Source organism: Paenibacillus sp. FSL R5-0636, assembly GCF_037974255.1.
Lineage (GTDB): Bacteria > Bacillota > Bacilli > Paenibacillales > Paenibacillaceae > Paenibacillus_AQ > Paenibacillus_AQ odorifer.
In genome coordinates, this window is sequence record NZ_CP150232.1 from 1,768,228 (window position 1) to 1,794,045 (window position 25,818).

Below are 25,818 nucleotides of genomic sequence, written 5' to 3' on the forward strand. Positions count from 1 at the left end.
TCTGACATCTATCAATTCTTTTTTAAGTCATATTAGGCTATACTTAGTGTTAAATGATTTTATGGGGTGTACTGATGAACGAAGAGAAATATCAGAATGTGGATGGATTAATGGAGGCTTTCCAACAATTTGCTAGAATGAACTGGCGTAAAACTACGATTTGGGGCTTGAAGCCAAGTGAGGTCCGGATGTTGGTTTCTTTAAAGCTTGGTAAAGAACGGGAAGGGAAGAAGGGACAGACGGTTTCGGAGATTAGCAAGTTTTTGAAAGTCACCTCTCCTACGGTTACCCAAATGCTCAATAGTCTGATTGCACAAGGATATGTGGTGCGTACTTCCGATGCACAGGATCGCCGAGTTAGTGAGATCACGCTTACGGAAAAAGGGGAGCATCTGGCTGAGATGGCCGTAACGAAATCCCGGAATACCTTTAAAGGTATGATTGATTACATGGGCAAAGAACAGACGGATACGTTAATGGAGCTGTTAAACGGAGTTTACGTTTACTTCGAAGAATTGAATGATCAATCAAACGAATCCTAGCCCTTCTTATCAAAAAGAGATGCCGCACAGCCTAAGCTGTTTACGGACATCTCTAATGTAAGGTTATTTGTGATTAATGTGCAGCAGGCACAGATTTTTCGAGTTTTTTACTCCCGGTTTTATCCTCTGCGTGTGCCTCCATTTTTTTCTCTCCACTACGTAATGGAATCTCTTTAAGGAACAGAACGAGCAGTGCTGCGATAACTAACAGCGCCGTACCACTTAAGAACACAACTGTCAGGGAATCGCTCAGTGCGTTCCGCAGCATCTCAATCAATTGATTGAAGAGCGGCTGGATTTGCTCTGGCAATGTTGCATGCAATTCCTTTAGTTTAGGTTGATCTAGCAACATTTGAGGATTCATAAAGGCAGAAAGCTGTTTAGCGGATTCAGGATCGAGTTTGGATAAATCCGGACCTTTGCCTGAAGATACCGCTGCCTCTAATTTTTTCGTTAATGAGGAGTTCATAATGGTACCCATGATGGCAATACCTATGGTTCCACCTAAATTACGGAATAAAGTATTTGTAGCAGTAGCAACACCTAGCATTGAAGGAGCAACAGCATTTTGTACGGTTAGTGTAAATACGGGCATCGATAGTCCTAACCCAACCCCGAAGATAATCATGCTGACTACAGCCGTAGCAATGTTACTCATAAAGGCCATTAATATCATGGCTACAACCATGAATGGCATCCCCATTAGAGCATAACGTTTATATTTTCCTGTTTTGGAGATCCATCTTCCCACTAAAGTACTTAGTACAATCATAGTAAGTGACATTGGCATATTGATAAAACCAGATTTAGTTGGGGAGACGCCCTCTACCCCTTGCACAAAGAAGGGCAGGTAGATCATTGCGCCCATCATACCGGCATTCATCAGGAAACCGACAATCATTGAGATGGATACGATGGAGTTTTTAAATAAGGATAATGGCAATACGGGGCTCTTAGCTTTACGCTCAATCAGAATCAGGATAATCAGACCCAGAATGGAAGCACCAAACAAGCCGAGAATCTCCGGAGAACCCCAGTCATATTTTGTTCCTGCCCATGAAAAGCCGAGCAAGAGCGCAACGATGGTCAGGGAAAGGAAAATGGAGCCTAAATAGTCAATGGACTCAGATGTAGAACGCGTTGTTTTAGGGAACATTTTCAAAATCATAAAGAAGGCCACGATACCGAAAGGTAAGAAGATCCAGAAGATCCATTTCCAAGCCATGTGATCTACCATGAATCCGCCAAGGGTAGGACCAATTACGCTGGAGAAACCAAATATCGCCATCATAATTCCAGTCCACTTGGCTCTCTCTCTTGGAGCGAACAAATCACCTACAGCGGTTACGGTAGCCGACATTAGAATCCCGCCGCCTAGACCTTGTATCCCGCGATAAGTGATCATTTGAAAAATGTTGGTCGACAATCCGGATAGGAAAGCACCTATAATAAAAATGACAATCCCTGATAACAGGAAGGGCTTTCTTCCGTAAATATCGGATAACTTACCGACAAGTACGGTAGCAATGGTTGAGGTGAGCATATAGATGGTAATTACCCAGGTATAATGTTCAATGCCTCCAAGCATCGCAATAATTCGGGGCATTGCTGTACCCACAATCGTCTGGTTGATTGCTGCGAAAAACATAGCCGCCATTAAAGCAATCATAATTGTAACTTTCTTTTTCTGAGTGAGATGCTCCAGAGCAGTTCCTCTCCTTTAACTTCTATATATTGTAGTTTGGGAATTCATGTCGTAATAATTAGGTAGCCAAACTATCATTTATGTATAATACACAAATTCATCAATTAGCACAACAGGTTAATTATTAAATTTTAATTTAAAGAGAATTCCAATTTGACTTGATTTTTTTGGAATAGGTAAGTAATCTAATTAGATTGAGGTATATTGGAGGTGCCCTATGGATACCCATGACAATCAAGAGCAGAAGCTTATCATAGCCCTTGAAAATATAAAGCGTCTGACTGCTCGCCCCTACTCGATTGATGTAGTATCGTATAGAGAGTTTGTTATGATGTACGTCATTCACACTGTAATGAAGCAAAAGAAAGCCACTGAAGGCGACAAACAGCACCGGGGAGTTATGATTTCTAAATTAAGTGACCTGCTCCAGATAAGTAGACCTACTGCCACGCAAATGGCAAATACTTTGGAGGAAAAAGGTTACGTAGTACGTACAACATCCGATACAGATCGTCGGGTCGTATATATCTGTCTGAGTGAGCTTGGAGAGCAGATTTATAGCAGGCAGATGGCATCCTATTCCGGTATTTTGAGTGAAATCACGCAAAAGGTCGGTAAGGAAGAGATCGACCAGCTGATCTTTTTGTGCGATCGTTTTCAAGAAGCGGTGCATGAGGTCAGAAGCCGTCATTTTTTTCCACAGTCGGATGAAGAGTCATTAGTTATAGAATCAGTATAAAAAGCCCAACATCAAAAGATATTCCTGCACACCCGCGGGAACATCTTTTTTTGCATCTTAGAGCAAGGAGCGATTATCATCAGAATATTAGCAATTAGTGACATTCACGGAAGTTATGTAGAATTCAATGCACTGTTATCAAAAGTGAATTATCGCCCAGCGGAGGATAAGCTTATCTTGATGGGAGATTATGTGGATAGAGGGCTGGACAGTAAAGGAATTGTGGAGCAAGTGATGACTCTGCAGCAAGAATGTGGAGCTATAGTTCTCAAAGGAAATCACGATAAAATGGCTTGCGATGCGCTCACCGGCGAAGATGATAAATTGGATACCCATTGGCTTACTAATGGCGGATTTCATACGCTGATGAGTTATTGTGAGGCGGGCTCCGAAGGTTTGCAGGAGGATTTTGGCTGGAAGGATTATATGCAGCTAAAAGAAAAAATTAGGCGGGACTATAGACATCATATAGACTTTCTAAGCACATTGCCGCTTTATCATGAGACGGAAGAACATATTTTTGTTCATGCGGGCATTAATCCATTAATAGAGGATTGGAAGCACCAGGACCCTTATGATTTTATCTGGATTAGAGAACCCTTTTATAAGAATCCGGTAGTTAGCACTAACAAAACGGTTGTTTTCGGTCATACTTCGACGATGGATCTGCATGATTCAGAAGAAATTTGGTTTAGTCCACTTGGAGATAAAATTGGCATAGATGGTGGCTGCGCATATGGCCAACGACTAAATTGCTTGGAGATTTCCGCAGGGAAATACATAACGCATTTTGTTCGGAATGGTGAGACGCTTTGAGCGTTCTCCCATTTTTTTTAGAATAGTAATGAATTAAACGTTAACTATGTATAAAATAAAGATAGGAGGGGTGCAAATAGGTGAATGCAAACAGCAAATATCATATCCTCATGCAAGGGGCCATCAGCAAGAATGTGAGCGAAACCTGTAAGGAGTTTGGCATTTCCCGGACGATCTATTATAAGTGGTCTAAAGCTTATCAACAACATGGAATGGATGGACTTGGGGAGAAGAAAAAAAAGCCGGTAATGCCTAATAAAGTAGATAAGAAAACGGAAAGATTGATTTTGCAGTACGTCGCCAGATTTCCTGAGGATGGGCCTAGACGCATCTTTTATGAACTGCAAGATGAAGGTATGCAAATAGGGGAATCGGGTATTTATAATGTACTACGTCGAAACGGACTAAATAAACGAATAGAGCGTGAAGCTTACGCCAATCAAATCAAAGCAAAGAAGAGGGATGGCGCACAATCCACTCTCACTAAAGGATTTAAAGAGAAACGGAGAACACTAGATTATAAGATGAAGAATCCGATAAATGCTCATCCCGGGTATATGTGTCAGCAGAGTATCAGCTATTTGGGAGTTTTCCCGAGGGTCGGAAAGGTATATCAATATGTAATTTATGATGCCTACTCCAGACTAGGTCTAGTTAAGCTATACAATCGTAAGTCTACCATTCATTTTATAGATTTTATGCATCTGAAAGTTCTCCCATTGATGAAGACATTAGATTTTCATATCGATAATCTGGTTACGAACAAAAGCCGTGAATTCATTACGAACTGGGACAGAGGAAAACATAAATATAGTGAATTTTTACATAAGAACAATATTAATCAAGTAGCTATAACGGTAGACCAAACAGAGATATTTCAGCCCTTGCAGCAATTTGCGGCGGTGTTGACCAAAGAATTCTACCAGCAGGCTTGGGTAGATGATACGATAGATTCTTTTGAAATTTTAGAAAAGCGCTTACATGAATACTTGAGAACCTACAACTTCAGCAGGCAAATTACAGATGGGCCTAATCAAGGTAAAATACCATCGGATGTCGCACTTGCCTATACGGGACAACGAGAAACTTTGCCATTATGGTTATTTACAAGGAGATAACGGATGATGACAAACACGAAGAATAAAGACCGAATTGGGATCATCGGTGCAGGGATTTCTGGGGTTACAGCTGCTTACGAATTAGCGAAAAAAGGATATACCCACATTACCCTCATGGAGAAGTCGGACAGAGTAGGAGGAAAGTGTCATTCTATTGAGTACAAAGGAAAAAGTTATGAAATGGGGACGCTAATCGGCCTGCCTACCTATAAACATACGATGGATTTAATGAGAGATTTTGATCTTATGGATAGGGGACCCTTGTTAGAACGTGGATTTTTTGATAATAATGGGAGAAAAACTTCACAGATTCCCATGGAGCAGATAGAGGCGTTTACACAAGAATTCAAACGACTGCCGGATATTCTAAAACGCTATGAGTCTCTCCAAGAACCGGGATTTCTTCACTTACCACCAGATTTATGTCAGCCATTTTCACAGTGGTGTGCAGAGAATAAGCTGTCTGTCCTTGAACAGGTCTACATGCATTATTTTAATACTTTTGGATTTGGTAGTATCCATAATGTGCCCGCTGCATATGTGTTGAAATTTCTAAGCTATGATAATCTGTTGTCGTTTATTGAAATTACTCATATGATAACCTGGCCTAAGGGTGTTACTGAACTGATAAGACGAATGGCCGACCAAGTGAACGATCTCCGCCTGACTTGTGAAGTGCTTTTTATGGAGCAAGAACAAGATGGACAGGTTCGAGTAGAGACGAGTCAGGACATCTTTTATTTTGACAAGGTCATTTATACAGCAGCTTTAGAGCAAATGGGCGATACAGTTAGCCTGTCCAGTGAGGACAAAACCTTATTAGCGAGTATAACGTATGAATGGTTTAGGGTATATGCCTACAGAGTGAAAGGGCTGCCGGAGCTTTCTGGCTATATCCCCCGGAATATGTACCCTGAACGTAAAGGGCATATGATGGCATGGTACTATCGGTGGGCAGATATGGGAACTACGGATCTAGTTACGGTTTATGTAGCAGAGAATGAAGCTATGACTGATCTGGAAATGCGAGAGACGGTAGAAAATAAACTTCGCGAGCTGGGCGGAGAGAGCATTCGACTGTATATGATGAAGCGTTGGAAGCATTTCCCTCATGTGGATTCTAATGCGCTACATGAGGGGTTTTATGAACGGGTTGATCAGATGCAGGGGAACAACAATATCTATTTAGCTGGAGAAATCATGAACTTCCCTACACTTGAGAATTGTATTGTATATGCGAAACACTTGGTTGAACGATTCTTTTAAATAATAGTAAAGAGGAACCTTGTCCACAAAGAAATTTGTCGACAAGGTTTTTTTTACATTCAAGTTAGGTTTGCAGTATATAGTTCTGTAGACATGCATTCTAATAGATTGCTCAGAAGAAAGGTAGAAACTTTGGCGAATCCTAGTGCTATGGTTGTGTAAACTCAACTTGAAATGAAACTAAAAAAACACTGATAAATCAACGTTTTAAGCGATTTGATCGTTCAAAGAGGGATGTACTATATTGGACCTGAGACACAGATTATATACACCAAACTACAAGGAGGAGTAAAACATGTTTTTATTCGAATCGATTCCCTGGTACTCTGCGCTAATGTGGTTAGTAGTACTAGCAGGATTAATGTTTGTAAATGAAATCGCACGGAAGAGCAAGTGGTTCTCAATCATTCTGTTTATAGTTGTCCCTATTGTTCTTACCATAGCGGTCTGGCCGAATACGGCAGGCGAAGGCTCTAGTACCGGAACATGGTTTCACTGGGTAAAAGTATATTCTGCTTTGGCAGGATGTATAGGGTTTATGGCTATCCGTTATGTTAAAGGATGGGACAAAAATAAATATATATTAATGTTCCCGGCTATTATCCTTGCAGTTAACATTCTTGAAGCAGTTATTCGTGATTTCCAAGTGTACAGCTTGCAAGGTATGGTGGATGGCGTAATGATGGTAGGTGGTCCTTGGAACATTATGAACGGGATCGCAGGTATTCTGAACATTATTACGATTTCTGGTTGGATGGGAATTGTGATCAGTAAAGATAAGAGTAAAGATATGTTGTGGCCTGACCAGCTTTGGTTCTGGATCATTGCTTATGACATTTGGAACTTTGCCTATGTATATAATGCAGTTTCTGACCATTCCTTCTATGCAGGTGCAGCATTGTTGATTTCTTGTACCATCCCGGCGTTCTTCTTCAAAAAAGGGGCATGGCTGCAGCATCGTGCACAGACTTTGGCGATTTGGATGATGTTTACGATGTCATTCCCGGCGTTTGTTGGCGAGTCAAAGTTCTCTGTACAATCCTCTCATAGTGAAACCGCTCTGTGGGTAGTAAGTGCATTATCTTTAGCTGCTAATATTGCAGTGTTTGGTTATCATTTCTATAAAATTATCAAGCATAAACGCAATCCGCTTAAAGAGGAAGTTTATACGGATTTAGCTGCTTATAAGGCTATTGCAGAGGGTGCGAATTAATAGAAATAATATAATAATGAAAGAGGTTCCTCCAGCTTAAAGGGTGGAACTTCTTTTTGTGAGTAATTAAAGTTCTAATTATCAGAGCTCCATCTCCGCCTGATGTTGCTGCGCGCGAAACTCTTTCCTTTTTATACAAAGCAAAAGACAGGTCAGTAATAACACACATAATAAAGTTGCCGTATACGTGAAATTGCTATTCCAAAACACTATCTGAATATTCATTAATGAGTGAACGCCGATCACGAAAAATAGATTTTTGGTTAAGATATAGAGTAGAGCGAATATAACTCCTAGAATTAGAAGCATGATAAAATCATAAACAAACTCCATTCCAACTAATCCTGAGTAAATCCGGTTTGGGATATGTATGGCAGCAAAGATCGATTGTGAAATCAGCATTGCCGAGATCATCCGTGTAGTCTTGTTGTTGATTTTTTTTAAGCATAAATAGATTTGAACGAGCAGGAAGCCGCGAAATAAGATTTCTTCCAATAAAGCATTTCCGAAGATTTGACCTAGAATTTCACCGAAAACTAAATTTGAATGGCTGAAGATAGCATTGTTAAGTGTTAGCTCTGAGTGATTCAGGTGTACCATACACAAATCTACTATATTTATAGCGAGCCAAAACAGAAAGGTACCCAGCAGTCCGGCTCGTAATTTTTCTATTTTTAACCCAAAATCCCGGGGCGAAACTTTAGCTATCAGAATCAAAAAAATAATTACTTCTAAGAGAAGCCCAACTAGATTGGCGGCTAACGTTTCATTGATCCAGTGGTTTGTGTTTTTGGCGATAAAACTTAAATATCCATGCTCAAAAAGGATAAGATTAACCGCAAGAGTAAAGATAATATGAATAAAAATCAGGCTCGCTATAAAAAGGTAGTGTGTAGGCTTTGCTTCAAAAATCGATGATGGATTGAACTCCTTGGAGTGAAGCATCAACGGCAGTCCTCCTGAATACAAAATATTCCAAATTAACCTTAGATTTCACTATATCCTTTTTGAGGCCAAGTTTACTGTTACAAAAATCATGTGTTATTCTTCACATTCGCCCATCCCCAGATTGACAGAAGCAAGGGCACTGGCTATACTTGAAATGTTAAAATGCAAATCGGACAAATCGTTGATGAAAATGAAGTACACCGGAGGATGGCTTGATCAGAGAAAAGGTTCCTTTACGAAACGTTTCGTAATGGCTGTGAGAACCTTGAAGACAGGCCGGTGGAAAGCTAATTTCGGAGTGTGAGATCAATGCTCACCGGGGGCGCCCGTTATCAGCCGCGACAAGGCGATCGTCTGCAATTGTCCCATTAGTGGGGTCAAGGCGATAACCAGGGTGGTACCGCGATATTAATCGTCCCTGAATTATTCAGGGGCGTTTTTTTGTTTTTATTTTTTAGGTATTTTGTAATTTCCGGTGTAAATGCCGAAGTAAAAAGATGAGACGGGAGCTGTAAATTATGAAAGCAAGTGAAATTCGTTCCAAATGGCTTAAGTTTTTTGAAAGTAAAGGTCACAAGATTGAACCAAGTGCGTCCCTCGTTCCTCACAACGATCCTTCGCTTCTGTGGATCAATGCGGGTATGGCACCTTTGAAAGTATACTTCGATGGCCGGGAGGTTCCAGAAAATCCGCGCCTGACTAACTCACAAAAATGTATTCGTACCAATGATATCGAGAATGTGGGTAAGACACGCCGTCACCATACATTTTTCGAGATGCTGGGTAACTTCTCCATCGGCGATTATTTCAAAGAAGAAGCTATCACATGGGCTTGGGAGTTCCTAACCGGCAAAGAGTGGATCGGCTTTGACCCGGAACGTATTTCTGTAACGGTGTACGCAGAGGATGAAGAGGCATTTAAGCTGTGGAATGAAAAGGTTGGCCTGCCTGCTGAACGCATCATTAAGCTAGGCGACGATAATTTCTGGGATATTGGCGAAGGCCCGTGCGGTCCTTGCTCGGAAATCTTTTATGACCGCGGTGAAGCTTACGGCAGTGATATGAGCGATCCGGAAATGTATCCAGGTGGAGAAAATGAACGCTGGTTAGAAGTATGGAACCTGGTGTTCTCACAATTCAACCATAACAAGGATGGCAGCTATACGCCGCTTCCGAATAAAAACATTGATACAGGTGCTGGTTTGGAGCGTTTTGCATCCATTCTACAGGATGTAGATTCCAACTTCGACACTGATTTGTTCCAACCTATTATTCAAAAGACAGCACAACTCGCGGGTGTAACTTATAAAGATAACGTTGAGCAGGATATCGCGCTTAAAGTAATCGCTGACCATGTGCGTACCGTTACTTTTGCAGTAGGGGATGGAGTACTTCCTTCTAATGAAGGACGCGGTTATATTATCCGCCGTTTGCTTCGCCGTGCTGTTCGGTACGGAAAGACCTTGGGTCTGGATCGTCCATTCCTGTATGAGCTGACTGAAACCGTTGGCGAAATTATGGGTGTCTACTATCCATCCGTTGTGGACAACCGCGAATATATCGCAAAGATTATTCGTACTGAAGAAGAACGTTTCCACGAAACATTGTCTGACGGATTGGCTATTTTGGGTGAGATCAGTGCTAAAGCAAAAGCAGAGGGTCTCAGCAATATTGCTGGAGCCGATGCATTTAAGTTATATGATACTTATGGATTCCCATTTGACTTGACCGAAGATTTCGCAGCGGAGCAAGGATTAACTGTAGACCGTGAAGGTTTTGATGCGGCTATGCAGGAGCAACGTGACCGTGCAAGAGCTGCACGTCATGATGGCGGCAGCATGAAGATTCAGGGAGGCGCACTAGCAGACCTGACGGTTAAAAGTGAATTTGTTGGATATAATGACTCGGTAACAGAGTCGAAAATCCTGGCTATTGTTGTGGGTGATGAATTGGTAGATGTCGCCGGCGAAGGCGCAGAATGCCAAGTTATTCTTGAAGCAACACCGTTCTATGCTGAGAGCGGCGGACAAGTAAGTGACACCGGTGTGCTTACTGGGAGTTCAGTTACGGCTAAGGTAAAAGGACTCTTTAAAGCGCCGCACGGCCAACACGTACATTTGGTAACTGTGGAAGCGGGAGAATTGAAAGTGGGCGAATCCGTTCGCGCGGAAGTGGATCGTGCAGAGCGTGAAGATATCGTGAAGAACCACACAGCTACCCATTTATTGCACAAAGCGCTTAAAGAAGTTCTTGGCGGGCATGTTAATCAAGCGGGATCTTTAGTGGAAGGTGCTCGTTTGCGGTTTGACTTCTCCCATTTTGGAGCGATTACTCCAGAAGAACTGAGCGATATCGAACATCGCGTAAATGCACAAATCTGGCGCGGTCTAGATGTAGTGATTGAGAACAAGCCGATTGATGAAGCTAAAGCAATGGGAGCAATGGCGCTCTTTGGTGAAAAATACGGTAATATCGTCCGTGTCGTTCAAGTGGGCGATTACAGTCTTGAGCTTTGCGGTGGTTGTCATGTATCCAACACGTCGCAAATCGGAATTTTCAAGCTGCTTAGCGAAAGTGGCATTGGATCCGGAGTGCGCCGCATCGAGGCAGTTACCGGACGTTACGCTTACCAGTTCACTGAAAGCCAGCTAGATTTGCTCAAACAATCAGCAGGCCTTCTCAAGTCTTCTCTGAATGACGTTCCGAAACGGATCGAAGCGCTGCATAACCAGGTGCGTGAGCTTTCACGTGAGAATGAATCTCTGCAATCCAAGCTGAGCGCTACTTTTGCTGCTGAACTTACAAGCAGTGTGAAGACAGTTGGTGCAGGTACGCAGCTCCTGGCTGTTGCTGTTCAAGCAGGTAATATGGATGCTTTGCGTTCTACAGCGGATGAATTGAAATCCAAGCTTCCGGATGCAGTGCTTGTATTAGGTGCGGCGATGGATGATAAGGTGAACTTTGTAGTATCTGTACCGCAAGACCTTGTGAAGAAAGGTTTCCACGCTGGTAAACTCGTTAAAGAAATCGCAGCGGTTTGCGGCGGCGGCGGTGGCGGGCGTCCAGATATGGCGCAAGCCGGCGGTAAAGATGCTTCTAAGCTAAACGAAGCATTGGCAAAGGCTGAAGAATTGGTAGCTTCCTTAGCCTAAGTTAAAATTACGAAACCATTTCTCTAACTAAACGTATTACGAGAAAACATAGCGGTACTGAGAGTTTGATATCAGTACCGCTACTCTTTATTAGCAGGATGTTAGATTATTCATGAAGAATTGTGCTTGACAATAGCTTAAAAGCCAAAAATATCATAATTTTTGTAGAGAAAATGCCAAAAAAAGCGTTAATAACGGGCAGGATTTCCTCGTTGGGGCATGAATATGTTATGATAAAGGAAGCAAGCGAGCTGCACAGTAGCAACTTTGCGAAGCCGTCCCAAAAGGCGATTTTGCAGAAGGAAGGTGTCACAAATGGACTCCATGGACAAAACGGTCAAATTCAATGTGAAGGGCGACGAAAAGGAAGCTTCTCCCCAGGAAATATTGCTAGCAGTATACGATGCACTGGTGGAGAAAGAGTATCATCCGATCAATCAGATCGTAGGGTATCTTCTTTCCGGAGATCCGGCTTACATTCCGCGCCATAACAATGCGAGAAGTTTGGTCCGGAGAAAAGAACGTGATGAGCTGATTGAAGAGCTGGTTAGATTCTATCTCGTCAATCACAGGGTGGACAATCCGAAATGAAGAAAAAGTTAGGTTTAGATTACGGCGACCGTAGAATCGGTGTAGCCACAAGCGATGTTTTTGGCTGGACGGCACAAGCTCTTGAAACGATTGAGCGCCGAGGTACGGGTAATGAGTTCGAACGCATTCGTGAACTTGTTGCAGAGCACGAAATTGGAGAGATTGTAGTTGGTCTGCCGAAGAATATGAACGGCTCAGTAGGACCCCGGGGCGAAATCTGTATTGAGTTCGCTGATAAGCTACGGGAAGAGTTAGAAATGCCCGTACACCTTTGGGATGAGCGTCTGACGACGGTATCCGCAGAGCGGGTGCTGATTGAAGGGGACGTCAGCCGGAAGAAACGCAAGGGGATTGTGGATAAAATGGCTGCAGCCCTGATTTTGCAAAATTTTTTGGATGCTAACAGTAAAAGGTGAGGGGTGCGAGGATATGACAAACGAACAGATTGGCCAAGAGGAAGAACCGGAAATTATCTATATTCCCGATGAGGAAGGTAATGAAGAGGAATTCGAGGTCATTATGAAGTTTGAGGTTGATGGCTCGGACGCTAAGTATATGATGGTGGTTCCGCTAGACTCCGAGGACGAGGAAACCGATGAGGTATACGCGTTCCGTTATGTGGAAGAAGGCGACGATCTTCAATTGTTCATGATCGATAATGATGAGGAGTGGGCGATTGTCGAAGAGACTTTCAACACACTGGTCGACGAGTTGGACGGAGGATCGGAGAATGACTGAGATATCCGCTGATCAAGCGGTGTGGACTTCACGGCTTAAAGAAGCATACGGAGAAACTGTAGAACTGGAAGATGAGCAAGGCAAATCTTCCATTTACGATATTATCGCCGAATTTGAAGTCGGTGATCGCGGATATGCGGTGCTGAAAGGCTCTGGCAAAGACGTGGAGTATGAAATCCTGCGTATCGTTGTCTCTTCTGACGGACTTCCGGAATTGGAGAGCATTATGGACGATGAAGAGTGGGAAGACATCTCTGAGCTATACGATGAGATGACTTTTCCAGCAGATGGCGCTGAATAAATCTTAAACATGTACGTTACATTTATGATGGGCACGGAAGAGGGCGGAGAATTCCGCGCTCTTTTTGCTTGAAATGCGAGCAATATCCTGTATAAACATCAATTTAAGGAAATATATATTGAATTTTAGGCAATACACTTTTATACTTTATAGTCGGAAAGTGAGGAACCAGACTTGAAATCCGCAATCCGTACTGTGTTAATCATTATTCTTTTGCTGGCAGCAGCAGGAGGTGGGGGAGCATGGTACATTTGGAACGGGATGCAGCCGGTAGAGCCTGCAGGTCCTGCTGTAACATTTACGATAGAGAAGGGCATGGGAAGTGCGGAGATTGCTGATCTGCTTGAGCAGAATGGCATTATCCGTAAGAGTCTTTTTTTTAAGGGATATTTGAAATGGACTAAAGAAGGTTCTAGCTTCAAAGCAGGTACTTATATCGCTAAGCCGGGTGACAGCTATGATGAACTCATTGCGAGATTAAATGCAGGTGATGTAGTTAAGGAAGAAACTGTGGTCTTTACCATCCCCGAAGGATATACTGCTGAGCAGATCGCTAAGAAGCTCGCTGAAGCTTGGAATCAGGATGCGGCTACTTTTCTTGAAATTATGGATACTGGTGCAGGTTTGAAGGGGATTGATATTCTGGGTATCCCGCAGGATAAGAATCTTCGCCACCGTCTTGAAGGATATTTATTTCCCGAAACCTATGAACTGGCCAAGGATAGCACGCCCCAGGAAGTTGTAGAAGCACTTTTGGATCAGTTCCAGAAGAAGCTGGATACGATTCCCGACTGGCAGCAAAAGCTAGAAACGCGTGGATTGTCTCTGCATGAACTGTTAACCGTAGCCTCGCTGGTAGAGCGGGAAGTTGTGGTGGATAGTGAACGTCCGCTTGTGGCTGGGGTTATTTATAACCGCCTAAAGAAAGAACAGAAGCTGGAGATTGACGCTACCGTTCAATATTTACTCAATAAGCAGAAGGAAAGACTTTTGTATAAAGATTTAGAAGTTGATAATCCATATAATACGTATAAGAATATTGGACTTCCTCCGGGACCTATTAGTAATCCGGGGCTGGAGTCCATTCAGGCGGCACTCGAACCAGAAGCTTCTGAATATTATTTCTATGTGACCAAAAAAGATGGTACACAGGGCCATTTGTTTGCTAAGACCTACAAGGAACATTTAGCCAATATCGAAAAAAGCAAGCAAGAATCGAAGTAAACTATTAAAATGAAGAGTGGTGCGGTTGAAATAACTGTACAAGTAGGAGGTACAACATGACTAACAAACCGGAATTGCTGGTGACGGCAGCGTCCTTGGAGGAAGCTGCTGCTCTGCTGGATGCCGGAGCAGATGCGCTGCTCATTGGGGATGACCGTTTTGGAATGCGGCTTGCTGGACATTTCTCACTGGAGGATACAGCGACTGTCGTAGAAATGGCACATTCGCGAGGCTGCAAAGTGTATGCAAGCTTGGGTGGGCTGATGTCTAACCGTCTGCTGGATGAGCTTCCTGCCTATGTGAAGGCTTTAGGTGAGCTTGGCATTGATGGTGTTGAATTCGGGGATCCAGCTGTGTTAACCACAGTGAAGAAAGAAGCGCCAGCAATGAAGCTGCACTGGAATGCGGAAATGACTTCCACCAACTATGCGACCGCGAATTATTGGGGACGCAAGGGGGCTTCTCGTGTCGTGCTGGCCCGTGAGCTGAATATGGATGAAATGACGGAAATGGTTCCGCTTTTGGAGATTGAGGCACAGGTGCAGGTTCATGGAATGACCAATATATACCATTCCAAGCGGAAGCTTGTTGAAAGCTATATGTCACATCAAGGCCGTCCTAGTGATGGAGGAAGTCTCGGGAAGGAACGCGGACTATTTCTGATTGAGGAAGAACGAGATGACCAGAAATTCCCGATTTATGAAGACGAGAACGGCACTCATATTATGAGCTCGGATGATATTTGTATTTTGGAGGATCTGCATATTCTGATGGCTGCAGGTATACACAGCCTTAAGATTGAGGGACTCTTGAAATCGATAGCGTATAATGTGACGGTTGTGAAGACATATCGTAAAGCTATAGATCTTTATGCGGCTGATCCGGAAGGTTATGCCTTCGATGAGGAATGGATGGATGTAATCAGAACGGTGCAGGACCCTGAACGGGAGTTAAGCTTCGGATTTTTCTATAAAGAGCAAGTATATTAAGTTTGACAAAAATAAAGAGGTTATAGGTCCCCACGAAGATTAGGACAGCATTTATAGCATGTGACTTAGCTTTGTGGGGCGATGGAGGGGAGAACAGGAATGGGAACCATGACAAAGCCGCAATATAAGGGCAAACGTTACCGTCTGGACAAACCGGAGCTCCTCGCTCCGGCTGGTAATTTGGAAAAATTGAAGTTCGCAGTACACTATGGTGCGGATGCTGTTTATATCGGAGGACAACAATACGGCTTGCGTTCCGGCGCAGATAATTTCAGCTTCGAGGAAATGCGCGAAGGTGTTGAATTCGCCAAGAAATATGGCGCTAAGGTATTTGTTGCAACAAACATTTATGCTCACAATGAAGATGTCGCGGGAATTGAAGAATACCTGCGTAACTTATATGAAGCTGGCATTGCTGCTATTATCGTAGCTGATCCAATCATTGTAGATACAGCACGCCGGTTAGTGCCTGGACTTGAAGTGCATTTGAGTACACAGCAGTCTACATTGAACTGGCAAGCGGTGTCCTTCTGGAAAGAAGAGGGGCTTCCGCGTGTTGTTTTGGGCCGTGAGACAAGCCTGGAAGAGATTGCTGAGATTAAAAAACATGTCGACATTGAAATCGAAAGCTTCATCCATGGTGCCATGTGCTCCTCATATTCGGGTCGTTGTGTATTGTCCAACCATTTCACCGACCGTGATTCCAATCGCGGGGGCTGTTGCCAGTCTTGCCGCTGGAAATATGATTTGTTTGAGGATGCACGTCCGGAAGGGACTTGGGTGTCTGAGGAAGAGCAGGCTGAAGCGAAATCTCCAGCTCCTCTGCTTCCAGGTGTAACTCAGATTCCACTGCATCAGCAAGGAGATAATCCCTTCTCCATGGGCTCTAAGGATCTGTGTATGCTGGAAAGTATACCTGAACTGATTGAAGTGGGCATCGACAGCTTCAAGATCGAAGGGCGAATGAAGTCAATCCACTATGTGGCTACTGTCGTAAATGCATATCGTAAAGCCATTGATGCTTATATGGCAGATCCGGAAGGGTATGAATTGAAGCAGGAATGGCTGGATGAGCTTAACAAAGCGGCTAACCGTCCGCTAAACACAGGATTCTTCTATGATACTCCGGATCATGAAGATCATATCTATGAGCCTGAAGAAAAAGCAGCTCCGTATGATTTTGCCGGACTTGTAATTGAATACGATGCTGAAAGTGGTACGGCACTAGTTCAACAGCGCAATCACTTTAAGCCAGGTCAGGAAGTAGAATTCTTTGGACCTAACGATACGTTCTTCAAGCAAACGGTTGGCGAAATATGGGATGAGAAAGGCAATTCGCTTGATGCCGCCCGTCATCCACTGCAACCTATTCGCATGAAGGTAGATCAACCAGTTGCATACTTTGATATGATGCGTAAGAAGAAGTTTTAATAAAAAACAGGGAAGCTTTTGGTCATCCAAGAGCCTCCCTGTTTTTCTTTTTGACAAAGCGAACAATAAGTTATATATATCAGGGATTAACAAATATATCCAAGGGAGGAGGTCCAACAAGCTATTTATTATGATTAAACATACATAGGTTAAAAGTTGTAAAAAAAGTCTCGTAAAGCTAAGGAAAAAGACCTAATACGCCGATATATATATTGGTTAACGCTTTCATGCGTATTCTAATATTAGCGGGTAGGTGATCAAGATGGGGGATCCTGATCAAGATAGTATTAGTGAAAAGCATAATGAGAGAAGGTTTAGCATGAATAAAAAGAATAAGAAATCGGCGATTACAGGAAACAAGGAAACAAGCAAGATTGAAGGGGCAGGCAAGACACCTAAGTTTAATTTGAAGAATGGAATAGATTTACGGGGACAGATCAAAAGAGTTAATCCTATGGAATCTGTTGGCGTGAAGATATTCCTGATATTTTTGTGTGCAATTGTAATTGTGGTAATGGCACTTGGACTGCTATCTTATTCAAAAGCCAAGAAGACAATTAAGAACAACGTATCGGAAGCCTACCGTCAGACTATTATTCAGACCTCAGAGAAGTTAGATATTACTTTGAAGCAGTACGAGAACTTGGCTTTACAGCTTTATTTTGATGCGCAGATGCAAGAAGATTTGAAGTCTTTAGTGACTGCACAATCTTCCTATGAGAAATTTGAAGCTACAAGCGCAGTAAGTAAAAAGTTGTCCAGTCAGATTACAACGGATTCTAATATTCTTAGTGTTTCTTTGATCCCGGAGTCACCTGATCAAGACATTGTTACAAGTGGCAGTGGCGGCATTAAGTTAGATAACATTAGAGAACAAGAATGGTATAAGAAGATTGTCGACAACACTGCATCTTATGAATCCTACTATTCTAAAGGTGATGGTGATGCGGCCAAGAACATATGGTTCTCTACAGCTGTTCAAGGTGATGGAGACAAAAATATTGCTATGGCAAGATCTCTCAAAACCCTGGGCTCAGGTACAGGATACATAGTCATCCTTGTGTTGAAGAATACATTGCTGGAGGAATCATTCGCAAGTGTCCAACTGGGAGATGGCTCTCGAATTCAACTTGTCACTCCTGATGGAACCGTAGTAGCTTCTTCGGATTCAAAAGACGATGGTAAACCTTCAGAGTTTGCTTTTATTCAGGCAAGTAAAAAAGATAACAAGAGTTTGGATGAAAAAGATACAAACGGGGAAGAAATCCTTGCTGTCTTTAATCCAATGATCCGGGCGGATTGGAAGTTGGCAGGGGTAGTCCCAACAGATGAGCTAGTGAAAGAAGCACGTCCGATTCTGTTGACTACTTTTATTGCGGCTGCTGGCGCGGCTCTTCTAGCCATAGTAATCGGGATTTGGATGGTGCGTATGATTGCTCGTCCTCTAGCTCGCTTGAAGGATCTTATGGTACAAGGTGCAGGTGGTGATCTTAGTGTACGTACAGAATATGTATCTAAGGATGAAATTGGCCAGCTGTCAGCTTCCTTTAACGTGATGATGGAGCGTATTACTGAGCTTGTATCGCAAACGACAGAAACCGCTCGGGATGTGCTGGAGACCGCTGGTGAGCTTGGTGAAGCCTCACGTAAGACAGCTATTTCTGCGAAGGAAATCGCAGCCGCTACGGAAGAAATTGCCGGTGGGGCAGGCAGCCTGGCGCTCGAAGCTGAACGTGGTAATGAGCTTACAGATGTGATAGCTACGCAAATGCAGACTGTGATTTATGCCAACACTGAGATGGATGAAGCAGCACGTGGGGTTGGTGAAGCTAGTGCTCAAGGTGCTAAGCAATTAACGGACCTGCTGGATCAGACCAGCCGCACTGGAGAAAAAACAAGTGCGCTTGTCGAACGTGTCAACCACCTGAAGGAGACCGTATTCTCCGTAATTAAGGTGTTGGATGTGATGAAGAGTATCACGCAGCAGACGAATATTTTATCATTAAATGCGACAATAGAAGCCGCTCGTGCAGGAGAAGCTGGTAAGGGCTTTATGGTAGTTGCGGGTGAAGTGCGGCAGCTTGCTGACCAATCGAAGCAATCTATTGCCCTTGTTGCTGGAATTACGGATAAGATCATGGCGGAAATGAACGAAACGGAAGCTGTATTATCCGAAGTAGCACCACTGTTTAAAGAACAAGTAAGCTCTGTGAAGAGTACAAGTGATATCTTCTTGTCCGTAAAAGGACAGATGGATGAATTCATAACAAGCTTAGAATCGGTAACAACAGCGATTAGCAGTCTGAATCATTCACAAGGTGTGTTGTCAGAGGCTATGGGGAATGTTAGCGCCGTAGCAGAACAGTCTTCAGCAACTTCCGAAGAAGTAGCTTCACTCAGTAATGAACAGCAAAATGTAAGTGATCAACTCGTTTCATTATCTGGCAAGCTGGAAAGTGCTTCAGGTCAATTGAAGGACAAGCTGTCATTATTCACTATAAAATGAGTGGATTCATCACTAATCTCTAAATTGTTTACCTAACAAAACCGCTTCTTCAACATGAAGAGGCGGTTTGTTGTTGTGTAATGAAGAACTACACCGTATAATAACTTTGTTAGGTATTTGTTATAATTTAATAACAAGTTAGGTAAAAAGTATTAAGGAGAAGGACCAAATGAAAGGTAGACGCATCTCTGGCTGGTGGTCCGTTATCGGGGACATGAGCATGGAACGCAAGCTGCTCCTCGTCTTTTTAATTATCATTACCCTCCCGTTATCCTTCATCAGTGTATTTACCTTCAAGAGCTACTCAGAATCTATTCAGGGGAACACTATTGCTTATTCTGAGAAGTTAATCGATCAAATGATGGATGGAGTAGACGATTATATCGAAGATATGAAGCGTATTTCATCTATGCCCGCCTATGTGAATGATATCAAACTTAATTTAATACGTTCAAACCGCTACCATGAGCAGAAAAAGATTATGGGAGGCGCAACTGGGAGTGCTACTTTATCACCCGGTGATTTTGATCTACTGTTGTCCATTCAACGGGGGATAGAGGGCAACATTTCGTTTATTAACAATATTAAGCGAGGCGCGAACTCGGTTTATATTTTTGACGCTTACGGAAATGGTTATTATTCTGCGAAGGATGGTGGCGTACGGCTCGATCTCGAGCAAAGCTATAAATACTGGAGCCAGCAGACTAAGGATTCCAGCGGAGAAGCATTATTGTTCGGTACTCAGGCGTATACAAGTAATCTGCAGAGCACCCGATATGCTTTTACCGTTGTTCGCAAAATCGTGGATGGCTTGTTAAATCCAATCGGGCTGATTGCGGTTGAAGCGAATATCAGCAATTTGGAGAATCAAGTTACGGAGCTGGATAAAGTCACCCATGGGAAGTCGTTGATTGTGGATGAGAAGGGAATGGTCATCTACGACAGCGACAAGAAGCTGCTGGCCACAGATATTTCTGATTCAGACTTGTTCAAAAGAGTTGGGGGAATATCTGGAAGCTTCTATGATACAGTCAACGGAAAAGAGCGCTTAAATATATACTCTGGTTCTGCCAAAACCAATTGGAAGGTAATTATCTCTATACCTGTTGATGTACTGATGCGTGATGTGAAGGTGACCCGTAATACAACACTTGCTGCTACATTAAGTATCATTGTACTGGCGTTAATTATTTCGATTATTCTTTCCGTTGCCCTTACTAAATCGCTGACTCAAATGATTCAATTGATGAAAAAAGTTCAGGGCGGCGATCTGGATGTGATGTTCAGAGTTAAACGGCGTGACGAAATTGGTCTGCTGGGGCATCAATTCAATCGTATGTTAGCCCGAATCAGGCAGCTAATTCAGGATATCTACCGCATAGAAGAACAGAAAAAGGAAGCAGAGCTTCATGCGCTGCAGAGTCAAATCAATCCTCATTTTATCTATAACACACTGGAGTCGATCCGAATGACCGCTGAGCTGAATGATGATGTCGAAGCTGCGGATATGATCTCTATTCTGGGCAAACTGCTACGGTATAGTACAAGTGATCTGAGCGGTAATACGACATTGAAGCAAGAGCTTGGATATGTGCGTAATTATGTTGAGCTGCTTAACTATCGTTATCCTAACCGGTTTTTGCTGGATATTGATGTGCCGAAGGCGTTAGATAATTACTCTATTATCAAGCTGGTCTTCCAGCCCATCATTGAGAATGCTGCTTATCATGGCTTAGATGATAATAAGCCGCAAATGCATTTAAGCATCCACTGTGAGATTACAGAGCAAATGCTGTTGTTTCATATCAAAGACGACGGTATCGGAATGGATGAGAAGACTTTGGAGAAATTGAATGATGGGCTGCAGAACGAAAGTCCTCCTAAGAAAAGCATTAACGGGGGCATAGGCATGAAAAATGTACAGCAGCGAGTGCGTCTTCATTATGGAGCGGCATTTGGGATCCAGGTATATAGTGAGCTTGGACGAGGGACCGATGTTATTTTGTCGCTGCCATTACTGGAGCCGGAAATGATTGGCTTACCTGAGTAACGAAATAAGAGGGGGCTGTCCGTTGAAGGGGTTGAAATTAGAATGGACTATGCGAACCATACTGTTACTTCTCTTGGTGTTATTGAGTAGTAGCTGTGCCAATAACAATAAGCAGGCGCAATCCACTCCGCCTCCAGTTGGAGACGAGGTGATGTCTGACTTGTCCGGCACCATAGTCATGATGACCAATCGAATAGATCTGATTGAGAACGGAACTTTTCAAGGATACGCGGACCAGTTTAAACAGAGATACCCCGAAGCCAATGTGGAATTTGAAGGTTTGTCCAATTATGCAACGGATATTCTGGTACGGCTGTCCACGAAAGATGCCGGTGATGTACTGCTGCTTCCGGTGAATCTTCCGGCAAAGGAGCTGGATTATTTTTTCGAACCGCTGGATGAAGAAACCGCTGCTAGTGAGCGTTTCACTTCTTTTGCTACGTATAACGGGAAACGTTATGGGCTGTCCACTGGGACTACTACGGTTGGGATTGTCTATAATAAAAGGGCATTCGAAAAAGCAGGGATAACTACTGTTCCGAAGACACTGGATGAATTCTACGAAGCGAGTGCGAAATTAAAACAAGCGGGTATTATCCCCCTATATATGAATTATGGGGCCGTCTGGCCTTTACGTGAATGGGGGAACAGTCTGGTTAACTATATGACAGGCAATCCAGAGTATCTAAATAATATGGTAAATGAGGATAGCCCATGGCAGCTTGATAATGAGTGGGGGAAATCAATTTCCATTGCTCGAACCTTAATTGGTAAAGGCTACGTAGAAGATGAACTATTCTCGAACAATTGGGAGATATCAAAGACTAGGCTAGCTAAAGGTCAAGCAGGAATGTATTTACTGGGGAATTGGACGATTGGACAAGTCCTTGATGTGGGGGCTGACCCGGATGATATAGGATTCTTCCCGTTTCCTTATGATAATGGCAGCACTCATTATGCACCGATCAATCCAGATTGGTTCATGGGGGTTAGTAAATACACCAAGAACAAAGAGCTTGCTATGGCGTGGTTGAATTTTTTTGTAAAGGAGACTTCCTATCGGGATGACTGGGGATTCCTTCCGGCTGATGGAAGCTTGAATTCCTCTATGTCGCAGTACCGTGAGTTTTTATCTTATAAGCCTAAGCTACTTGATGCTACCGTACAAAGTGATGCGTTCATCGATCTGGCGAATAGAGCCAAGCTGTCCTTTTGGTCCGGGGATTACATTCAGGAGTTACTGGCTGCGCCTGATTTACAAAAGGCTTTTGACGAATTGAATGCAAAATGGAAGGAAGCGCGGGCAGGAACATCAGAAACTTCTCAGCCTTAAAGTTAGTACTACATAAATTTGATGACATTCTCTGGAGGGTTATATATGGCTAAAAAGGTCACTATGCAAAAAATCGCTGATCATCTCGGCGTATCCAAATTCGTTGTTTCCAAGTCACTTTCGGGTAAAGGCGGCGTTAATGAGACGACAAGAGAACGAGTGATTCAAGCGGCATCGCAGCTGGGTTATTTTACGCAAAAAAATGCTTTTGTCCAAGGCATAAAACGCACCCCTCCGGTAGGTGGCGGTGATCGGAATAAGCAATCCGTGCTGGTGTTAATGCCGAATATTCGTTCTCAGACGCAGGATTCCTTGTATTGGGGCAAAATTGTGGATGGTATTGCTATTGCGCTGGATCAGGAAGGGCTTGGGATGGTCATTATCTCTGAGAATCGTGCGGATAATTTCGTCAATATTTTGAATCCAAATGGAATCCTTGGCTTAGTAGGTGTGGGACAAATCTCTACTTCCTTACTGCTTGAGGTGCATCGTATTGGTCTGCCGATGGTGTTGATTGACCATGAAGATCCGCTAATTCCAAGTGATACCGTGTTTGCGAATAATGTGGATTCCATGGCTCGACTTACGAATCATTTGATGGGAACAGGCCATACCCAAATGCATTTTATCGGCAATATTGGATTCTCACGCAGTTTCCGCGACCGGTGGATTGGCTTCCGGAGTGCGCTGGAGGAGAGCGGAATAAGACTGCCTTTGGAAGATGATGCGAATCTTTTTCTGGAAGGGGTGGAGGAAGACTTATTTCAGGAGGATTTTAAAAGCTGGGTGAATAAGCGTAAAAAAGCCAAAACACTCCCGACAGCCTTGGTCTGCGCTAACGACTCCACAGCCCTTTCGGTCAGTGACATTCTTAAGGAAGAAGGGTTTAGTATTCCGGAGGATATCTCAGTTACAGGCTTTGATAATATTGAGGATGCCTTAAGAGGAGTTCCACCGCTTACAACTGTTCATGTTCCTAAAGAAGCGATGGGCCGAGCCGCAGTGGAGAAACTTCTGAGCCGTATTCATAATCCTTCTGCGCCGCTTGAGAAAATTCTTATCGCAGCGGACATTGTTCATCGTGATTCTGTGGATAAGCCGCGAGACTAGAACTATGTTGTGATTTGCTTGAGTAAGGGGGAGTTTAGCTATGACAGAACCAGTTGTCATGCCAAGGATTGAAGGCGAACAGATTCAACTACGAGGTGTACAAGTATCCGATTTGGAGGCTTATTATAATTTTTTGCTTGATGTTGAGATGGGGCAATTAACAGGATCACAAGGAGATTTCTCCCGTGAGCAAACAGCAGCTTGGATTCGTAAGATTAGTGTTCCAGCCGAGGATCGTGTAGATCTTATGATTATAGTAAAGGACACGGGTGAGCTCATTGGAGAAGTGGTACTAAATGAAATAGATCCGGACAATCGTAGTGCAAATATCCGAATCGGCATTTGTGGACATGAACATCGGGGTAAGGGTTACGGTACTGAAGCTATGACTCAAATGCTACGATATGGCTTTGAAACTTTGAAGCTGCACCGCATCCATCTCGGCGTATATACTTTTAACCCCAGAGCCGTTCATGTCTATGAGAAGCTTGGTTTTCAACGCGATGGTGTGGAGCGGGATGCTCTTTATGTAGACGGAGAGTTTCATAACATGATTCTGATGTCCATGCTTGAGGAGGAGTTCCGCAGTTTGTACAATTAAAAAAAGTGAATCTATGGTAAGGAAGATTGTAAGTAACTTCCTCACCAGATTCACTATGAATATTAGTCTGTAATATTTCCAGCCATTTTGAGGCGTTTGGCAATTTCTTTAAAGTCTTCGGGGGAGATTCCTGGAGCGAATTCCTCTTCGACTGCCGGAGCAACGGGGATCGGAAAACCTTTAGGGGCTCCCTGAATGACTTCAAGCGGAAGATTATCCTCCGGGTGGGTTCCCTTCCAAATCTGATCGATGGCGCCGAAGTCACTTTCACTCCAGGTGTATAGCTTGGTGTGCACGCCTTTTTCTTCATATTTTTTTGCTTCACTGAATGATTTATTATTTAACGAAGGAATCGGCACGAGCTTAGTTACATTAACACCTGTTGCCACTTCGATTGCTTTGGCATAAGCGACCACGTGGACACCACCACGGACTAAAAGGAATCCGACTACAGCGCGTGCAGCTGGATGGTCTGTCATTTCGTAGACCTTCATTTTATGTGTTCTGGCTCCGCATTCGAGGAAGAAGTTATGTAGCAGATCTTCCACTAGGTTGCCGCTATTAAATACGTTTGCTCCGGTCCACGGGTTCCCCGTTGAATCAAAAGGCATAGCCCCTTGTGCACCAGCCAGAAAGTGATAGGATAGACGCGCATCTTTTGCGGACCCTAGAGGGGTGGAATCGGGCTCTTTATAACTTGTTGACCCTCGAAGACATTTGTTGATGGCATGCGAAACCAGCTCGACGTGGCCAAGCTCTTCCGCTGTTATGCTCATCACCAAATCATAAAAGGGCTTCAGTTTGTCTTTTGAACGGAAATTAAAGGATTGAAAGAGGTAATTGTTAAGGGTCGACATTTCTCCGAACTTTCCGCCAAGCAATTCCTGAACAGCGGCAGCAGCATTGGGATCGGGCTTCTCAACTTCAGGAATCTCGATCATGATTTCATCCATACGTTTGAACATTAATATCTCAGCCTCCTTGAGGTTAGGGGTTACTGAGCTATTTTGAGCTTAATCTATAGGAATTACTCATGAATGGGTTGAAAAGTATGGATGTGCGTCATGTAAATGGCTTTTTGTGTCGAAAAGGCAAACTGCAAATACTATCAAATACGCAATCAAATACGCATAGTAACCCGCTAACGGATACAGCTGACCCTATATGCAGTATTATCCGATATTTGCAATACTAACGGACTCCAGAGCAACTATCGTCCTAGAAAACGCCCCAAATGGACCTCTTTTCAGGGAATAGCGTCGTTGGAGTCCGAAAACATACTTTAAAGGCTAAATATATGTGAATAGCGTCATCTGAGTCCTTAAGATACTTTAGATGATTGATATTCGCTTGAAGCAAACAGTGAATGATTAAAACGCAGAGCAGCGATCCTCCAATAATAGGAGAATCGCTGCTCTGTTGATTTCTAGGGTTTATGAAACCTT

Annotated in this window: 22 protein-coding genes; 19 read left to right on the forward strand and 3 right to left on the reverse strand. The window is 43.3% G+C overall.

Going from position 1 to position 25,818, the window contains the following annotated elements; translation table 11 throughout:
* Positions 1-74 precede the first annotated feature (74 nt).
* Entirely contained in the window at positions 75-542 is a 468-nt protein-coding gene (locus MKX34_RS07710; RefSeq protein WP_036675630.1) for a MarR family transcriptional regulator, read from the forward strand.
* Positions 543-615: 73 nt separating this feature from the next.
* Here MKX34_RS07710 and MKX34_RS07715 read toward each other — a convergent pair whose 3' ends face one another.
* The gene (locus MKX34_RS07715; RefSeq protein WP_063829770.1) at positions 616-2,211 is read right to left on the reverse strand and encodes an MDR family MFS transporter; all 1,596 of its coding nucleotides are present in this window, start codon (positions 2,209-2,211) and stop codon (positions 616-618) included.
* A 253-nt stretch (positions 2,212-2,464) separates the two neighbouring features.
* Between MKX34_RS07715 and MKX34_RS07720 the strand changes: the two genes are divergently transcribed.
* The 5 genes from MKX34_RS07720 (at position 2,465) to MKX34_RS07740 (ending at position 7,399) form a co-directional block, all read left to right on the forward strand.
* Complete coding sequence (locus MKX34_RS07720) at positions 2,465-2,986, forward strand: MarR family transcriptional regulator (protein ID WP_076104912.1); 522 nt, start codon at positions 2,465-2,467, stop codon at positions 2,984-2,986.
* A gap of 84 nt (positions 2,987-3,070) precedes the next feature.
* Positions 3,071-3,802: a metallophosphoesterase family protein gene (locus tag MKX34_RS07725; protein WP_305953734.1), complete on the forward strand. Its 732-nt coding sequence runs from the start codon at positions 3,071-3,073 to the stop codon at positions 3,800-3,802.
* An 80-nt stretch (positions 3,803-3,882) separates the two neighbouring features.
* Positions 3,883-4,920: a helix-turn-helix domain-containing protein gene (locus MKX34_RS07730; RefSeq protein ID WP_076104914.1), complete on the forward strand. Its 1,038-nt coding sequence runs from the start codon at positions 3,883-3,885 to the stop codon at positions 4,918-4,920.
* A 3-nt stretch (positions 4,921-4,923) separates the two neighbouring features.
* Positions 4,924-6,186: an FAD-dependent oxidoreductase gene (locus MKX34_RS07735; RefSeq protein WP_081384073.1), complete on the forward strand. Its 1,263-nt coding sequence runs from the start codon at positions 4,924-4,926 to the stop codon at positions 6,184-6,186.
* A 295-nt stretch (positions 6,187-6,481) separates the two neighbouring features.
* Positions 6,482-7,399, forward strand: a complete 918-nt coding sequence (locus MKX34_RS07740; protein ID WP_036675614.1) for a DUF5692 family protein — start codon at positions 6,482-6,484, stop codon at positions 7,397-7,399.
* Positions 7,400-7,480: 81 nt separating this feature from the next.
* On the opposite strand, the gene MKX34_RS07745 is transcribed toward MKX34_RS07740, so the two are convergent.
* Entirely contained in the window at positions 7,481-8,344 is an 864-nt protein-coding gene (locus tag MKX34_RS07745) for a type II CAAX endopeptidase family protein (RefSeq protein ID WP_076104916.1), read from the reverse strand.
* A 521-nt stretch (positions 8,345-8,865) separates the two neighbouring features.
* Here MKX34_RS07745 and alaS point away from each other — a divergent pair.
* The 13 genes from alaS (at position 8,866) to MKX34_RS07810 (ending at position 24,373) form a co-directional block, all read left to right on the forward strand.
* Positions 8,866-11,499 carry an alanine--tRNA ligase gene (gene alaS, locus MKX34_RS07750; protein ID WP_076104917.1) on the forward strand — a complete coding sequence of 878 codons (2,634 nt, stop codon included), beginning with the start codon at positions 8,866-8,868 and terminating at the stop codon, positions 11,497-11,499.
* Positions 11,500-11,814: 315 nt separating this feature from the next.
* Positions 11,815-12,090, forward strand: coding sequence for an IreB family regulatory phosphoprotein (locus MKX34_RS07755; protein ID WP_036675601.1), 276 nt, complete (start codon positions 11,815-11,817; stop codon positions 12,088-12,090).
* A complete protein-coding gene (gene ruvX / locus MKX34_RS07760; protein ID WP_036675598.1) occupies positions 12,087-12,506 on the forward strand; it encodes a Holliday junction resolvase RuvX in 420 nt (139 codons plus the stop codon). Before MKX34_RS07755 ends, ruvX begins: the two co-directional genes overlap by 4 nt.
* A 13-nt stretch (positions 12,507-12,519) precedes the next feature.
* Entirely contained in the window at positions 12,520-12,828 is a 309-nt protein-coding gene (locus MKX34_RS07765) for a DUF1292 domain-containing protein (protein WP_038569507.1), read from the forward strand.
* A complete protein-coding gene (locus MKX34_RS07770) occupies positions 12,821-13,129 on the forward strand; it encodes a DUF1292 domain-containing protein (RefSeq protein ID WP_076104918.1) in 309 nt (102 codons plus the stop codon). Before MKX34_RS07765 ends, MKX34_RS07770 begins: the two co-directional genes overlap by 8 nt.
* A 174-nt stretch (positions 13,130-13,303) precedes the next feature.
* A complete protein-coding gene (gene mltG, locus MKX34_RS07775; RefSeq protein WP_235219365.1) occupies positions 13,304-14,353 on the forward strand; it encodes an endolytic transglycosylase MltG in 1,050 nt (349 codons plus the stop codon).
* 56 nt (positions 14,354-14,409) lie between these two features.
* Entirely contained in the window at positions 14,410-15,342 is a 933-nt protein-coding gene (locus MKX34_RS07780) for a peptidase U32 family protein (protein WP_076104919.1), read from the forward strand.
* A gap of 99 nt (positions 15,343-15,441) precedes the next feature.
* Positions 15,442-16,773 (forward strand): U32 family peptidase, encoded by a 1,332-nt coding sequence (locus MKX34_RS07785; protein ID WP_036675585.1) that lies wholly within the window; start codon positions 15,442-15,444, stop codon positions 16,771-16,773.
* Between the two features lie 319 nt (positions 16,774-17,092).
* Positions 17,093-19,279, forward strand: a complete 2,187-nt coding sequence (locus MKX34_RS07790; protein WP_235219364.1) for a methyl-accepting chemotaxis protein — start codon at positions 17,093-17,095, stop codon at positions 19,277-19,279.
* Between the two features lie 169 nt (positions 19,280-19,448).
* Positions 19,449-21,329, forward strand: a complete 1,881-nt coding sequence (locus tag MKX34_RS07795; RefSeq protein WP_036675579.1) for a sensor histidine kinase — start codon at positions 19,449-19,451, stop codon at positions 21,327-21,329.
* 22 nt (positions 21,330-21,351) lie between these two features.
* Positions 21,352-22,662, forward strand: coding sequence for an ABC transporter substrate-binding protein (locus MKX34_RS07800; RefSeq protein ID WP_081384072.1), 1,311 nt, complete (start codon positions 21,352-21,354; stop codon positions 22,660-22,662).
* Positions 22,663-22,707: 45 nt separating this feature from the next.
* Positions 22,708-23,772, forward strand: a complete 1,065-nt coding sequence (locus tag MKX34_RS07805; RefSeq protein ID WP_076104920.1) for a LacI family DNA-binding transcriptional regulator — start codon at positions 22,708-22,710, stop codon at positions 23,770-23,772.
* Positions 23,773-23,812: 40 nt separating this feature from the next.
* Positions 23,813-24,373: a GNAT family protein gene (locus tag MKX34_RS07810; RefSeq protein ID WP_036675574.1), complete on the forward strand. Its 561-nt coding sequence runs from the start codon at positions 23,813-23,815 to the stop codon at positions 24,371-24,373.
* Positions 24,374-24,435: 62 nt separating this feature from the next.
* Here the strand turns inward: MKX34_RS07810 and MKX34_RS07815 are convergent, their stop codons facing one another.
* Positions 24,436-25,338, reverse strand: a complete 903-nt coding sequence (locus MKX34_RS07815) for a manganese catalase family protein (protein ID WP_036675571.1) — start codon at positions 25,336-25,338, stop codon at positions 24,436-24,438.
* Between the last annotated feature and the right edge of the window lie 480 nt (positions 25,339-25,818).

What these genes read in the sequence shown, in the direction of transcription:
- alaS (WP_076104917.1), top strand. Translation starts at nt 8,866, where the DNA reads ATGAAAGCAAGTGAAATTCGTTCCAAATGGCTTAAGTTTTTTGAAAGT.
- MKX34_RS07790 (WP_235219364.1), top strand. Translation starts at nt 17,093, where the DNA reads ATGAATAAAAAGAATAAGAAATCGGCGATTACAGGAAACAAGGAAACA.
- MKX34_RS07720 (WP_076104912.1), top strand. Translation starts at nt 2,465, where the DNA reads ATGGATACCCATGACAATCAAGAGCAGAAGCTTATCATAGCCCTTGAA.
- MKX34_RS07770 (WP_076104918.1), top strand. Translation starts at nt 12,821, where the DNA reads ATGACTGAGATATCCGCTGATCAAGCGGTGTGGACTTCACGGCTTAAA.
- MKX34_RS07795 (WP_036675579.1), top strand. Translation starts at nt 19,449, where the DNA reads ATGAAAGGTAGACGCATCTCTGGCTGGTGGTCCGTTATCGGGGACATG.
- MKX34_RS07740 (WP_036675614.1), top strand. Translation starts at nt 6,482, where the DNA reads ATGTTTTTATTCGAATCGATTCCCTGGTACTCTGCGCTAATGTGGTTA.
- MKX34_RS07810 (WP_036675574.1), top strand. Translation starts at nt 23,813, where the DNA reads ATGACAGAACCAGTTGTCATGCCAAGGATTGAAGGCGAACAGATTCAA.
- MKX34_RS07780 (WP_076104919.1), top strand. Translation starts at nt 14,410, where the DNA reads ATGACTAACAAACCGGAATTGCTGGTGACGGCAGCGTCCTTGGAGGAA.
- MKX34_RS07755 (WP_036675601.1), top strand. Translation starts at nt 11,815, where the DNA reads ATGGACTCCATGGACAAAACGGTCAAATTCAATGTGAAGGGCGACGAA.
- MKX34_RS07815 (WP_036675571.1), bottom strand. Translation starts at nt 25,338, where the DNA reads ATGTTCAAACGTATGGATGAAATCATGATCGAGATTCCTGAAGTTGAG.
- MKX34_RS07765 (WP_038569507.1), top strand. Translation starts at nt 12,520, where the DNA reads ATGACAAACGAACAGATTGGCCAAGAGGAAGAACCGGAAATTATCTAT.
- ruvX (WP_036675598.1), top strand. Translation starts at nt 12,087, where the DNA reads ATGAAGAAAAAGTTAGGTTTAGATTACGGCGACCGTAGAATCGGTGTA.
- MKX34_RS07735 (WP_081384073.1), top strand. Translation starts at nt 4,924, where the DNA reads ATGATGACAAACACGAAGAATAAAGACCGAATTGGGATCATCGGTGCA.
- MKX34_RS07745 (WP_076104916.1), bottom strand. Translation starts at nt 8,344, where the DNA reads ATGCTTCACTCCAAGGAGTTCAATCCATCATCGATTTTTGAAGCAAAG.
- MKX34_RS07805 (WP_076104920.1), top strand. Translation starts at nt 22,708, where the DNA reads ATGGCTAAAAAGGTCACTATGCAAAAAATCGCTGATCATCTCGGCGTA.
- MKX34_RS07785 (WP_036675585.1), top strand. Translation starts at nt 15,442, where the DNA reads ATGGGAACCATGACAAAGCCGCAATATAAGGGCAAACGTTACCGTCTG.
- MKX34_RS07715 (WP_063829770.1), bottom strand. Translation starts at nt 2,211, where the DNA reads ATGATTGCTTTAATGGCGGCTATGTTTTTCGCAGCAATCAACCAGACG.
- MKX34_RS07710 (WP_036675630.1), top strand. Translation starts at nt 75, where the DNA reads ATGAACGAAGAGAAATATCAGAATGTGGATGGATTAATGGAGGCTTTC.